The following is a 12,231-nucleotide window of genomic DNA, read 5'->3' on the forward strand; positions in this document are numbered from 1 at the left end:
CGGGGTGCGCGCTATGTCAGGCGGCGTCGAGGCGGTCCAGCTCCTCGGCGGACAGCTTGAGGTCGGCCGCCGCGACCGAGTCGCGGATGGTCTCGGGGCGCGAGGAGCCCGGGATGGGGATCACCACGGGCGCCTTGGCAAGCTCCCAGGCCAGGGAGACCTGCTGCGGGCTCACGCCGTGTGCCTGCGCGACCTCCGCGAAGGCGTCGAACCGTGAGCCCAGCTCACCGGCCTGGGAGATCCCGCCGAGCGGGCTCCACGGCAGGAAGGCGATGCCCAGCTCAGCGCACAGCTCCAGCTCCGGTTCGCTGGAGCGGAAGGCCGGGGAGAACTGGTTCTGTACGCTCACGAGCCGGCCGCCGAGGATCTCGTTGGACAGCCGGATCCGCTCCGGGGTGGCGTTCGAGATGCCGGCGAAGCGGATTTTGCCCGCGTCCAGCAGGTCGCGGATCGCCCCGACCGAGTCGGCGTAGGGGACCTCCGGGTCCGGCCGGTGGAACTGGTAGAGCCCGATGGCCTCGACGCCGAGTCGCTTGAGCGATGCCTCGCAGGCCTTCTTCAGGTACTCCGGTGAGCCGTTCACGGTCCAGCTGCCGTCGCCCGGACGCAGGTGACCGCCCTTGGTCGCGATCAGCACGTCGGATGTGTCGCCGCCGTAGCTGGCCACCGCGCGGGCGATCAGGGATTCGTTGTGGCCGACTTCGTTCGCGTCTCGGTGGTAGGCGTCGGCGGTGTCGATCAGCGTCACGCCCGCCTCCAGCGCGGCGTGGATCGCCGCGACCGAACGCTGCTCGTCGGGGCGTCCCTCGATCGACATCGGCATTCCGCCGAGACCGATCGCGCTGACCTGGGCGTCACCGATGCGGCGAGTCTGCATGGGGGTTTCCTCCTGGGAAATCGGTTGGTGCCTCCCCAGCCTGCGCTCCGGTGATTAAGCTGTCCAACAGGAGAAACTGATCCCTTTGAGCAGCTCTGGTGATGAATCATGGAACTCCGGCAACTCAAGTACTTCGTCGCCGTCGCGGAGGAGTGCCACTTCACCCGGGCGGCCAAGCGTCTGCATATCGCTCAGTCCGGGCTGTCGGCCTCGATCAGCCTGCTGGAACATGAGCTGGGCGCCCCGCTGTTCCTCCGCAGCACCCGGCAGGTGGAGCTGACCCCTGCCGGGCGGGTCCTGCTGGTCGAGGCCCGGCGGGCGCTGTCGGCGACCGACGCCGCCAAGGACGCGGTCGCGGCGGTGCAGGGGCTGCTCCGCGGCAGCCTGGCCATCGGGTCGCTGCAGTGCCTGCACGTGGTGCATATGCCGGCTGTGCTCGGCCGCTTCCTGGCCGCATACCCCGGTCTGGAGATCCGGTTGCGGCAGGGCGGGTCCGGCGAGCTGATCGAGCAGGTGCGCGCGGGGCGGCTGGACGTGGCGTTCGTCTCGCGCCCGGCCCGGTGCCCGGACGATGTCCTGGTCGGGCCGCTCGCCAGCGAACCGCTCGTGCTGGCCTGTGCGCCCGGCCATCCGTTCGCCACGCGGGCGCGGGTCGGGTTGGCGGAGCTGCGGTCGGAGCAATTCGTGGACTTCCTGCCGGACTGGGGCACCCGGGACCTGGTCGACAACGCGCTCGCCGCCGCAGGCGTGGACCGCCATGTCTCGCTGGAGGTGACCGATGTGCACTCGCTGCTCGATCTGGTGACGTTCGGGCTCGGTGTGGCGCTCGTGCCGCAGTCGTTCGCGGCCAAGACCGACCAGGTGCGTTTCATCGGGCTCACCGGGACGGTACCGGCCTGGGAGACCATCACCGTGACGGGTGATCCGACAAGCGCGGCCGCGGCCGCGCTGCTGCGTCAGGTCCAGGAGAGCAAGAGCGGCCGTCGCTCCGCCGCCCTGATCGGCTGACGGGCCCCCGCCGGGCAGCGCCGGCCCCGGCGCGGGCCGGCGACGAAATCCACCGCGCGCAGGTACGAGCCGGCGAGCCGGGCGGACGGGTGAGCCGGCCCACCCCGGGGCGGTGCCCGCCAGTCCCAGGAGGCCGCGCGTCTCGGCCGCCCTCGCCCATCACCGCCGCCGGTGCTCAGAGGCCCGTAGCGGTCGCCACGGTCGCGGTCGCGGGCGCGGGCGACGTCGGGGTGTGCGTACGCCTCGCGCGGGAGGCGGGCCTGACACTCACCGTGCAGGCCGTCGCCCGGTCGTAGCCGTAGGAGCCGGGGCAGCCGGGGCGCCTTTCAGGATTCCGTGCCTGACCGGTGCAGAATCCCTGCCAGCTCGCGTGGCTGGGAGAACATCGGCCAGTGGCCGGTGTCCATCTCCACCAACCGCCAGCGCTCGCTCTTCAGCAGCTCGGCCACGTCGTCATTCGGCTCGGCGCCGTCGAGCAGGCATTTGATGTAGGTCGCCGGAAGCTCGCCGAGCGGGCGCGCCAGCACGGCCGGCTCGGTCAGGGTGGCGCCCGGGTGCGGCGTCGAGCCGCCCGCGATCCGTGCGACCTGCTCGCCGGTGAGACCCTGGCCGTCGTAGTCGGCTGTGGTCAGGGGCGCCCAGAAGCCCCCGTTCCCGGCTATCGATGCCTCCACCATCGCCCGGCCGTCCGGCCAGCCCGAAACGAACGACTCGCCGTCGGCCGGAACGTTGGAGTCGACGAACACCACGCGGGCCAGCCGGTCGCCGATCCGCTCGGCGGCCTGACCGACCGGGATGCCCGAGTAGCTGTGCCCGACCAGGACGACGTCGCGCAGATCGAGGCGTTCGACCTCGCTGACGATGTCCTGTACATGGGTCTGCTGCCCGGCCGGCACACTCTGCTTGTCGGCGAGGCCGGACAGCGTCAAAGGGTGGGTGCCGTGCCCGGCCGCACGCAACTCCGGCACCACCTCTCCCACGCCCACGATCCAAGCCACGCGCCCGCCACCAGTACGAATTCGCTCGTGGTGGAAACGTAGCGCAGCGGTCTGACAACTCACGGCCGCTGTCGCGGCGGCTGGGCCCGACGTGCTGGGCGGGAAGCCGGTCATGTGCCCCGGTAGTTCGGCACCCGGCTCGGGCGGGGTCGTTGTTCGGACTCCAGGAGCGGCAGCCGACGGGGGGCGACCACACGGGACAGGGCGATCACGCTGGTGGAGCGGACGACCGTGGGGATGCGGTTGATCCGGATCAGCGTCTGCTGCAGATGCTCGTTCGAACTTGCGGCCACATGGCAGTTGACGTCGGCCGGGCCCGTCATACCGTACGCCTCCAGTACCTCCGGGATGCGGCCGAGCTCTTCGGCGATCTCCTGCAGGCCGCCCTGGGCGATCTCCAGGCTGACGAAGGCGAGCACCGGATAGCCGGCGGCGGGCAGATCGATGTCGGGCCCGTACCCGGTGATCACGCCTGCTTGCTCCAGGCGCTGTACGCGGGCCTGGACGGTGGCGCGGGAGACGCCGGTCAGCCGGGAGATTTCCAGGAAACCCGTGCGCGGATGCTCGCTCATCGTGCGGACCAGCAGGGTGTCGAGCTGGTCGAGGGAGATGCGCTGTTCTTCCACCACATGCTCCTTATACAGCGCTTTACTTAGCAGATTGTCTAGCTTATCGAAGAGATGTTGTCACCAGGTCTTGCTGAGCCGTCTACTGCCTTCTGTAAGCACCCCACCGCCCCGGACCCAGGAGCACGCCATGACGCATTCCGTTGCCGATGTCGACCTCACTCGGCTCATCGGAGCTGTGGAGCACGATGACACCACCGACCCCTTTCCCGTGATCGGCATGGACCACATCCGGTTCTACGTCGGAAACGCCAAGCAGGCCGCGCACTACTACTCCACCGCGTTCGGCATGACCTGCGTGGCCTACCGCGGTCCGGAGAACGGCAGCCGCGACGTGGCCGAGTACGTCCTCACCTCCGGCAAGGCCCGGTTCCTGATCACCGGCGAGGTGCACGCCGGTACCGAGGCCGGCCAGTCGGTGGTCGCGCACGGTGACGGCGTGACCGACCTGGCCATCGAGGTCCCCGACGTCGACCGCGCCGTCGCCCATGCCCGCGAACAGGGCGCGACGGTACTCAGCGAGCCGCACGACCTGACCGACGAGTACGGCACCGTCCGCGTCGCCGCGCTGGCCACCTACGGGCAGACCCGGCACACCCTGGTCGACCGCTCCCGCTACACCGGCCCGTTCCTGCCCGGCTTCACCGAGCACGGCCCGCTGTTCCACGCCAAGCCGGCCGGCCACCCCAAGCGCTACTTCCAGGCCGTCGACCACTGCGTGGGCAACGTGGAGCGCATGGAGGAGTGGGTCGGCTTCTACAACCGCGTCATGGGTTTCACCAACATGAAGGAGTTCATCGGTGATGACATCGCCACCGAGTACTCCGCGCTGATGTCCAAGGTGGTGGCCAGCGGCAACCACCGGGTGAAGTTCCCCATCAACGAGCCCGCCGCGGGCACGCGGAAGTCGCAGATCGACGAGTACCTGGAGTTCTACGGCGGCCCAGGCGTGCAGCACCTGGCGCTGGCCACGGGCGACATCGTGGCCAGCGTCCGCGCGATGCGGGAGATGGGGGTGGAGTTCCTCGACACGCCGGACACCTACTACGACACCCTCGGCGAGTGGGTGGGCGACACCCGCGTCCCGGTGGACACCCTGCGGGAGCTGAAGATCCTCGCCGACCGCGACGAGGACGGCTACCTGCTGCAGATCTTCACCAAGCCGCTGCAGGACCGGCCGACCGTCTTCTTCGAGCTGATCGAGCGGCACGGCTCGCTGGGCTTCGGCAAGGGCAACTTCAAGGCACTGTTCGAGGCCATCGAACGTGAGCAGGCCCGCCGCGGGAACCTCTGAGGAGCCGGGGCCATGGTCTATTACCGCAGTGCGGGCGCGATCCCACCCAAGCGTCACACCCAGCACCGCAGCTCCGAGGGCGACCTGTACTACGAGGAACTGATGGGGGAGGAGGGCTTCTCCTCCCACTCCTCGCTTCTGTACCACCGCGCCATCCCCTCGGCCCTGGTCGACAGCCGGATCTGGAGCATCGACGGCGGCAAGCCCGAGCCCAACCACCCCCTCAAGCCGTACCACTTCAAGCTCCACGGGCTCTTTCCCGGCGAGGCCTGGCGCCACGCCGACCCCGTCCGCGACCGCCGGGTGATCCTCGGCAACGCGGACGTGCGGATCGCCTATGTGGCCGCGGCCCTCCCCTCGCCCCTGTACCGCAACGCGATCGGGGACGAGTGCGTCTACGTGGAGTCCGGCTCCGGGGTGATGGAGAGCGTCTTCGGCAGCCTGCAGGCCGGCGAGGGGGACTACGTGATAGTCCCGCGCGGCACCACCCACCGCTGGCTTCCGGCGGACGGGGCGCCGCTGCGGCTGTACGTGATCGAGGCCAACAGCCACATCGGACCGGCCGGGCGCTACCTCTCCAAGTACGGGCAGCTGCTGGAACACGCGCCGTTCTGCGAACGCGACCTGCGCGGACCGGCCGGGCCGCTGCTGGCCGACGCGGACGGCGACATCGAGATCTACGTCAAGCACCGTGTCTCCGGCGGGATCGGCGGCACGGTCTTCGTGGTGCCCGCCCACCCGTTCGACGTGGTGGGCTGGGACGGCTGCCTGTACCCGTACGCGTTCAACATCGCCGACTACGAGCCGATCACCGGGCGGGTGCACCAGCCGCCGCCGGCGCACCAGGTCTTCGAGGGGACCAACTTCGTGATCTGCAACTTCGTGCCGCGCAAGGTCGACTACCACCCGCTGTCGATCCCGGTGCCGTACTACCACTCCAACGTGGACAGCGACGAGGTGATGTTCTACTGCGGCGGCGACTACGAGGCTCGCAAGGGCTCCGGGATCGGCCAGGGCTCCATCTCGCTGCATCCGGGCGGACACGCGCACGGGCCGCAGCCGGGCGCCTACGAGCGCAGCATCGGCGCGGAGTTCTTCGACGAACTCGCCGTCATGGTGGACACTTTCCGTCCGCTGGAGATCGCCGAGGGCGGCCGGGCGACTGACGACGGCCGCTACGCCTGGAGCTGGAGCGGTCGGGGGCCGGACCAATGAGCCCCACCGACGCCTCCGGCACCTCCGACACGGGGATACCGCCGCTGTTCGCCGGGCTCTGCGACGACGCGGCGATGTTCCCGCCGGGCAACGCCACCGCCGAGGACGCGCTGCCGGCCCACGCCCGCTACCGGGAAGCCTGGTTCGAGCCGCTGGTGGGGCCGTTTTTGATCGGCACCGGCCACCTGGACGCCGTCGCCGGCGCGCTCCAGCACGGTCATGACTGCCCGGACGCGGTGCTGGTCGTGCCCGGCGGGCCGGACCGGCTGGTGCCTGCCCTGGCCGCTGCCCGCAGCCGCGGGCTGCCGGTGGTCGGCGTGGAGCTGGCCTGCGCCGCGACCGGGACACCGGCGCAGGCGGCTCAGGCCGCCCGCGCCGCACTCGACCGGCATCTGCCGCCCCGGGCGGGCGGTGTGGTCGAGGTGCGGCGCGCAAGTCCCGCCGAGATGGCCGCCGCCCTCGACGTCATGGCTGGTACGGGTTACCGCGCGAAGCTGCGGACCGGCGGCACGATCGCCGAGGCCTTCCCGCCGGCGGCCGAGGTGGCTGCCTTCATCACGGGATGCGCTGACCGCGGGCTCTCGTTCAAGTGCACGGCCGGACTGCACCAGGCCGTGCGCCATACCGCCGCGGTCACCGGTTTTGAACACCACGGATTCCTGAACATCCTCGCCGCCACGGGCGAGGCGCTGTCGGGTGCCTCCCGTGCGGCGCTCATTACTGTGCTTGAGCTGCGCGACGGTCACGAACTTGCCTCCTGCCTCACGGGTATGACCGATCGCCAGGCAGCCCGGACGCGGACCCTGTTCACCGCCTACGGCACCTGCAGCATCACCGAGCCGCTCCAGGATCTCGCCTCACTCGGCCTGATCACCCTTTCCGACACCGTTATGGACCGCCGATGACCGTCTCCTGGCTGGCGCTGCCCGTCGACTCGCCGTTCGGCGTGCACAACCTCCCCTACGGGGTCTTCACCGCGCCCGACGCTCCCGACCGCCGCCGTATCGCGGTGGCGGTCGGTGATCACATCCTCGACGCCGCCGCAGCGGCCCGTGCGACCGGGCTCGACGCCGCGCTCGCGGAGCTGCTGGACGCGCCCGTCCTCAACCCGCTGCTGGCGGCCGGGCGCACCGCCTGGACGCAAGTCCGTGCCGCGCTGACCGATTGGCTGACCGACCCGGCGCACCGCGCCGCGGTCGAGCCATGCCTGCTGCCGCGCGCCGAGGTGGCCTTGCACCTGCCGTTCGAGGTCGGCGACTACGTGGACTTCTACGCCTCCGAGCACCACGCGACCAACCTCGGCACGCTGTTCCGGCCCGGCACGCCGCCGCTGACGCCGAACTGGAAGCATCTGCCCATCGGCTACCACGGCCGCTCCGGCACCGTTGTCGTCTCCGGTACCCCGATCGTCCGCCCGCACGGCCAGCGCAAGGCGCCGGCCGATGCCGCACCGGGCTTCGGGCCGAGCGGCAGGCTCGACATCGAGGCCGAGGTCGGCTTTGTCGTCGGAGCGCCGTCGCCGCTCGGCACGCCGGTGCCGCTGGACGGCTTCGCCGACCATGTCTTCGGCGTCCTGCTGGTCAATGACTGGTCCGCCCGCGACATCCAGGCCTGGGAGTACGTGCCGCTCGGCCCCTTCCTCGGCAAGTCCTTCGCCACCTCACTCTCGCCCTGGGTGGTCCCGCTCGACGCTCTGGCCGCCGCCCGCGTCGCGCCGCCCGCCCGCGACGTCGACCTGCTGCCCTACCTCGACGACCGCGACGGGCGCGACCCGTGGGGCCTGGACCTGACGCTGGAGGTCCGGCTCAACGGCGAGGTGGTCTCACGGCCGCCGTTCGCCGCCATGTACTGGACGGCCGCACAGCAGCTCGCCCACATGACCGTGAACGGCGCGAGCCTGCGCGCGGGGGACCTGTTCGCCTCGGGCACGGTCAGCGGCCCCGACCGCGGCACCGAGGGTGCGTTCATCGAGCTGACCTGGAACGGCGAACGCCCCGTCAAGCTGGCCGACGGCTCCACCCGCACATTCCTGGAGGACGGCGACGAAGTCGTCATCACGGCCACCGCGCCGGGCCCGGACGGCACGCGGATCGGCTTCGGAGAGGTGACGGGCCGCATTGTGCCCTCGTCAGGAAAGGACTGACCGCCGGACAAGAGCGTGTCCTCGGCGGCCGACGCGGGCGCCGACCGGCATCCCGCCGGTCCTGACCACCGTGCCGCTGATCAGCCGGGCCACCAGCAGCTACGTGGGGGAGTACGGGAATTTGCCCGCCAGTACCTGACAGGGCAGATCGAACTCGACCTCGTCTTCCGGGGAACCCTGGCGGAGCGGCTGCGGGCCGGAGACTGCGCCATCCCCGCCTTCTGCACCCCCGCAGGGGTGGGAACCCAGGTGGCCGACGGCGGCCTGCCCTGGCGCTACGGGCCCGACGGCCAGGTGGCGACCGCGTCGCGCTGGTCCGGGCGGCGCCCGGCGTCCCGGCGGGCGAGATCCGCGAGCGGACAGGTACCCGCGTACGCTTCCCCGCCGCGTCCCGCTGATCGCCCACACAGCGGCCCGAAACGGTGGGGCCCGGAACCGGCGTTCCGGGCCGGCCGTCAGGCCCTGGCGGCCCGGCGCGGCCCTCCGAAATCCAGAGATTGGCGCGCGCATCGGCTGCCCGATCGAGGAGAGCCCGGAAGACCGCAACAGGGTGACCCGCGAGCTCGGCGCCTTCAAGTCGTCGATGCTGCAGGACGCCGAGGCCGGACGCGGCCTGGAACTGGACGCACTGGTCGGCGCGGTCCGGGAGATAGGGGCCGCGGTCGGTGTGCGGACGCCGAACATCGACGCGCTGCTGGGCCTGACTCGGCTGTCCGCCCAGGTACGCGGGCGGGACCTGGCGGATCCGCCAGGTCGCAGGGGTGCCTGAAGGATCTCCCTGCGCGAAGTCGGCCGACCCGAAGAGCCTGGACTGCGAGCGCCGAACCGCCGGACGGCAGGAGGTCGGCCCACGGATCGGCGTCACCGTGCACATCCATCAGCGGCTCGATGCCGCCGGCCGCGTGGCGCTTGCCGTCGGTGCCGCGCAGCCGGACGTAGAACGGCTCCCGTACTCGGCGGAAGGTGTGCTTGAAGACCACACCGTCCTCGTCGTCGTATCGGTGGCCGCTGTCCTGGCCGGGTATGGGAGATGACATCTGGCCGCAGGAGCCGCAGGGTAACGCCGCGCGCGGGAACGCAAACGAACGCCGGCCCCCCGTCGGTCGGCGTTCGTTTGCGCCTGCGGAGGCCGCCCTATGGCAGAGACGGCGCAGGCAGTCCAACCTCCGCCCAGACGGTCTTGCCCGCGTGGTCGGGCGAAGTCCAGCCCCACGCGTCGCTGAGGGAGTCGATGATGTGCAGTCCGCGCCCGGACTCGGCGAGATAGTCGGGTTCCTTGACGACCGGGATCTCGGGACTGGGGTCGGAGACGGCGCAGAGCACGGTCGTTTCCTGCAGGAGCAGCCCCAGCCAGACAGGCCGGGAGGTGGCGGGCGGGCTGAGCGGGCAGCCGAGCCCGTAGCGCATCGCGTTGGTCACCAGCTCGGACACGATCACCGCGGCGTCTTCGACGAGAGGTCCCATGTCCCAGTCGAAGAGGGTGCAGCGCGCGAAGTGCCGGGCGGCACCCGCTTCCTGCAGGTCGCCAGTGAGTGCGCGCGCCGCGAATCCCCTTGCTCCGAGCCCGCTTTGGAGCGTCAGGGCCAGCCAGTGACTGCCGGCGCTGTCAGGTGCGACATCGCCTGGTGAACACGCTGGGTCTGATGTCATCACAATCTCCGCGAAGCCTGGTGGCAGTTGGCATGAACGTCCGCTGCACGGGCTACTATCCTCGTCAGCCACCTACCTCTGCAAGCACATCTGCAATTACATTCGTAAGTACAGCCGCAAGAACAGCTGCACGTGCATCTGCACGTGCAGCGCGTGGTGGCAAGGGAGAGGCGGAAATGCAGGAAATCGTCAACGGCACGCAGGCCACCAGCATCGAAGGCGTGGTCTGGCGGAAGAGCCGCAGTAGCAACCCCAGTGGAAATTGTGTTGAGCTCGCCCGGCTGCCCGGCGGTGACATCGCGGTCCGCAACTCCCGTCACCCTGCGGGACCTGCGCTGATCTACACCACGGCCGAGATCACCGCGTTCGTCCAGGGAGCGAGGGACGGCGACTTCGACAGCATGCTGGGCGAGGAGTGACCCGCTGACGACACGCGAGCAGAACGTGAGCGACTGTACGAAGGAGGTCCCGCAATGGGACACTGGGTGTTCGTCGTCGCTCAGGGGGAGCCCGCATGACCGCCGCTCAGCCGAGTCGCGAACCGTCGATAAAGCGCTACCTCGAACACCCGCGAGGCGGCCCCACAGTTCTGCGGATCGTGCTCGGCACCCAGCTGCGCAGGTTGCGCGAGGCGCGTGGCATCAGCCGCGAAGCTGCCGGCGAGTGGATCCGCGGGTCACATGCGAAGATCAGCCGCCTGGAGCTGGGACGCACCGGCTACAAGGAACGTGACGTCTCCGATCTGCTCACCCTCTATGAGGTCAATGACGAGACCGAACGGGCGGACTTCCTCACCCTTGCCCGCCAGGCCAGCACCCCGGGCTGGTGGCACAAGTACGGGGATGTTCTGCCGAGCTGGTTCGAGACGCATATCGGGCTCGAGGAAGCGGCCTCGGTCATCCGCACCTACGAGGTCCAGTTCGTGCCGGGTCTGCTGCAGACCAAGGAGTACGCCCGCGCTGTCACGATGCTGGGCCACCCCCGGGCCCCGGCCCGGGAGATCGGCCGCCGGGTCAGCCTGCGCATGGCACGCCAGTCGTTGCTCACCCGCAGCGATCCGCCCAGGCTGTGGGCCGTCCTGGACGAGGCGGCACTGCGGCGCCCGATCGGCGGCGTGGACGTGATGCGCGCCCAGCTCCAGCACCTGATCGACATCACCCGGCTCCCGAACGTCACCCTGCAGATCGCGCCCTTCAGCGTCGGCGGCCTTGCCGCGGCGGGCGGCCCGGTCACCATACTGCGGTTCCTGGAGCCGGACCTGCCCGACATCGTCTACCTGGAGCAGCTGACCAGCGCGCTCTATCTGGACAAGCGGGACGACGTCGACAACTACCTGGCGGTCATGGACCGGCTGTGTGCGGAAGCCCAACCACCCAGGAGCACCAGGCAGTTCCTGAAGGAGATCATCAGCCAGTTCGGCTGAGCGATCCGACGGGCGCCCGGCGCACCGGACGCCCAATCCGTGTCAGCTCTTACGGCCGACGCCTCCGTACTCGATCCACTCCTGGGTGAGCTGCTTCGGGCCGAGATCGGAGTCCGGCCGCCATGTGGAGACCTCCACAAGGCCGGGTTCGAGGATCTCCAGACCGTCGAAGTAGGGCAGGACCTCGTGCTCCTGGCGCACTCGTCCCCAGTTGCCGTGGGTGGCGGTCTCCATGAAGTCGGTGACGAACTTGCGCGTCGCGGCGTCCTCGCTGACCAGCTGGCAGACCACGAGGAAGCTGCCCGGGGCGAGCCGGTCCGCCACTCGGCGGACCAGTGCGGCCGGGTCGTCGGAGTCCGGTATGCAGTGCATCACCGAGACGAAGAGTGCGGCGGCCGGCTGGTCGAGGTCGATCAGCCGGGTGATCTCGGGGTGTCCGAAGATGCCATCGGTGTCGCGCATGTCCGCCTGGATGACGACGGTGTTGTCGTTCTCCTCCAGCAGCGCGCGCCCGTGCGCCAGGACTATCGGGTCATTGTCCACGTAGACCACGCGCGAGGCCGGGTCCACGCGCTGGGCGACCTCGTGGACGTTGTCCTGCGTCGGCAGGCCGGACCCGTGGTCGATGAACTGCCGGATCCCGTAGTCGTGAGCCAGGCGGCGCACCACACGTCGCAGGAACTGCCGGTTGTTGAGCGCCAGAGCCTTTGTGCTCGGTACGACCTTGAGCAGGTCCTCCGAGGCCACACGGTCGACGGCGTAGTTGTCCTTGCCACCCAAGTAGTAGTCGTACATCCGAGCTACGCTCGGAACGTTGACATCGATCCCGATGGACAACGGCTCACTGCCCTGGCTCATCAGACCCCTCACGCTATGTGGTTGCGGCGTAACCATTCTAGGACGATCCGCTGTGCCAGGTCAGGCCTCCGACGACCTCGAACCGGGGGCTGGTGTCAGGGAGGGGTGGCCACGAGATATCTTGATATCGAGACGAATG

General features: G+C 69.9%; 13 protein-coding genes and 2 pseudogenes. 10 read left to right on the forward strand and 5 right to left on the reverse strand.

What is annotated here, in order from left to right; genetic code table 11:
- Positions 1 to 16: 16 nt before the first annotated feature.
- The gene (locus tag FCI23_RS04030) at positions 17 to 877 is read right to left on the reverse strand and encodes an aldo/keto reductase (RefSeq protein WP_136722048.1); all 861 of its coding nucleotides are present in this window, start codon (positions 875 to 877) and stop codon (positions 17 to 19) included.
- 108 nt (positions 878 to 985) lie between these two features.
- Between FCI23_RS04030 and FCI23_RS04035 the strand changes: the two genes are divergently transcribed.
- A complete protein-coding gene (locus FCI23_RS04035; protein WP_136722049.1) occupies positions 986 to 1,885 on the forward strand; it encodes a LysR family transcriptional regulator in 900 nt (299 codons plus the stop codon).
- Between the two features lie 326 nt (positions 1,886 to 2,211).
- Here FCI23_RS04035 and FCI23_RS04040 read toward each other — a convergent pair.
- Positions 2,212 to 2,930: pseudogene (locus FCI23_RS04040) on the reverse strand (alpha/beta fold hydrolase).
- Positions 2,931 to 2,993: 63 nt separating this feature from the next.
- Positions 2,994 to 3,509, reverse strand: coding sequence for an Lrp/AsnC family transcriptional regulator (locus FCI23_RS04045; RefSeq protein ID WP_136722050.1), 516 nt, complete (start codon positions 3,507 to 3,509; stop codon positions 2,994 to 2,996).
- 220 nt (positions 3,510 to 3,729) lie between these two features.
- Here FCI23_RS04045 and hppD point away from each other — a divergent pair, with 220 nt between their 5' ends.
- The 7 genes and pseudogenes from hppD (at position 3,730) to FCI23_RS56135 (ending at position 9,195) form a co-directional block, all read left to right on the forward strand.
- A complete protein-coding gene (hppD, locus tag FCI23_RS04050) occupies positions 3,730 to 4,803 on the forward strand; it encodes a 4-hydroxyphenylpyruvate dioxygenase (RefSeq protein ID WP_246143379.1) in 1,074 nt (357 codons plus the stop codon).
- A 12-nt stretch (positions 4,804 to 4,815) separates the two neighbouring features.
- Entirely contained in the window at positions 4,816 to 6,018 is a 1,203-nt protein-coding gene (locus FCI23_RS04055) for a homogentisate 1,2-dioxygenase (protein ID WP_136722052.1), read from the forward strand.
- Positions 6,015 to 6,923, forward strand: a complete 909-nt coding sequence (locus FCI23_RS04060; protein WP_136722053.1) for a hypothetical protein — start codon at positions 6,015 to 6,017, stop codon at positions 6,921 to 6,923. Before FCI23_RS04055 ends, FCI23_RS04060 begins: the two co-directional genes overlap by 4 nt.
- Positions 6,920 to 8,161: a fumarylacetoacetase gene (fahA, locus tag FCI23_RS04065; RefSeq protein WP_136722054.1), complete on the forward strand. Its 1,242-nt coding sequence runs from the start codon at positions 6,920 to 6,922 to the stop codon at positions 8,159 to 8,161. Before FCI23_RS04060 ends, fahA begins: the two co-directional genes overlap by 4 nt.
- 79 nt (positions 8,162 to 8,240) lie before the next feature.
- Positions 8,241 to 8,470 (forward strand): annotated as a pseudogene (locus FCI23_RS04070) (CoA-transferase); the annotation flags it as partial.
- Positions 8,471 to 8,681: 211 nt separating this feature from the next.
- Entirely contained in the window at positions 8,682 to 8,930 is a 249-nt protein-coding gene (locus FCI23_RS59245) for a ketopantoate reductase C-terminal domain-containing protein (protein ID WP_265737722.1), read from the forward strand.
- Positions 8,923 to 9,195 (forward strand): hypothetical protein, encoded by a 273-nt coding sequence (locus tag FCI23_RS56135; RefSeq protein WP_169316675.1) that lies wholly within the window; start codon positions 8,923 to 8,925, stop codon positions 9,193 to 9,195. Before FCI23_RS59245 ends, FCI23_RS56135 begins: the two co-directional genes overlap by 8 nt.
- Positions 9,196 to 9,295: 100 nt before the next feature.
- Here FCI23_RS56135 and FCI23_RS04080 read toward each other — a convergent pair whose 3' ends face one another.
- Positions 9,296 to 9,811: an ATP-binding protein gene (locus FCI23_RS04080; protein ID WP_136722055.1), complete on the reverse strand. Its 516-nt coding sequence runs from the start codon at positions 9,809 to 9,811 to the stop codon at positions 9,296 to 9,298.
- Positions 9,812 to 9,987: 176 nt separating this feature from the next.
- Between FCI23_RS04080 and FCI23_RS04085 the strand changes: the two genes are divergently transcribed.
- Positions 9,988 to 10,230, forward strand: a complete 243-nt coding sequence (locus FCI23_RS04085; protein ID WP_136722056.1) for a DUF397 domain-containing protein — start codon at positions 9,988 to 9,990, stop codon at positions 10,228 to 10,230.
- A 95-nt stretch (positions 10,231 to 10,325) separates the two neighbouring features.
- Complete coding sequence (locus tag FCI23_RS04090; RefSeq protein ID WP_136722057.1) at positions 10,326 to 11,234, forward strand: helix-turn-helix domain-containing protein; 909 nt, start codon at positions 10,326 to 10,328, stop codon at positions 11,232 to 11,234.
- Positions 11,235 to 11,276: 42 nt separating this feature from the next.
- Here FCI23_RS04090 and FCI23_RS04095 read toward each other — a convergent pair whose 3' ends face one another.
- Complete coding sequence (locus tag FCI23_RS04095) at positions 11,277 to 12,092, reverse strand: SAM-dependent methyltransferase (RefSeq protein ID WP_136722058.1); 816 nt, start codon at positions 12,090 to 12,092, stop codon at positions 11,277 to 11,279.
- Between the last annotated feature and the right edge of the window lie 139 nt (positions 12,093 to 12,231).

Source organism: Actinacidiphila oryziradicis, assembly GCF_005047355.1.
Classification (GTDB): Bacteria; Actinomycetota; Actinomycetes; order Streptomycetales; family Streptomycetaceae; genus Actinacidiphila; species Actinacidiphila oryziradicis.

Excerpts from the sequence above, each read along its gene's own strand:
- FCI23_RS04095 (WP_136722058.1), bottom strand. The coding sequence starts at position 12,092 with ATGAGCCAGGGCAGTGAGCCGTTGTCCATCGGGATCGATGTCAACGTT.
- hppD (WP_246143379.1), top strand. The coding sequence starts at position 3,730 with ATGGACCACATCCGGTTCTACGTCGGAAACGCCAAGCAGGCCGCGCAC.
- FCI23_RS04060 (WP_136722053.1), top strand. The coding sequence starts at position 6,015 with ATGAGCCCCACCGACGCCTCCGGCACCTCCGACACGGGGATACCGCCG.
- FCI23_RS04035 (WP_136722049.1), top strand. The coding sequence starts at position 986 with ATGGAACTCCGGCAACTCAAGTACTTCGTCGCCGTCGCGGAGGAGTGC.
- FCI23_RS04080 (WP_136722055.1), bottom strand. The coding sequence starts at position 9,811 with ATGACATCAGACCCAGCGTGTTCACCAGGCGATGTCGCACCTGACAGC.
- FCI23_RS04090 (WP_136722057.1), top strand. The coding sequence starts at position 10,326 with ATGACCGCCGCTCAGCCGAGTCGCGAACCGTCGATAAAGCGCTACCTC.
- FCI23_RS04085 (WP_136722056.1), top strand. The coding sequence starts at position 9,988 with ATGCAGGAAATCGTCAACGGCACGCAGGCCACCAGCATCGAAGGCGTG.
- FCI23_RS04030 (WP_136722048.1), bottom strand. The coding sequence starts at position 877 with ATGCAGACTCGCCGCATCGGTGACGCCCAGGTCAGCGCGATCGGTCTC.
- fahA (WP_136722054.1), top strand. The coding sequence starts at position 6,920 with ATGACCGTCTCCTGGCTGGCGCTGCCCGTCGACTCGCCGTTCGGCGTG.
- FCI23_RS04055 (WP_136722052.1), top strand. The coding sequence starts at position 4,816 with ATGGTCTATTACCGCAGTGCGGGCGCGATCCCACCCAAGCGTCACACC.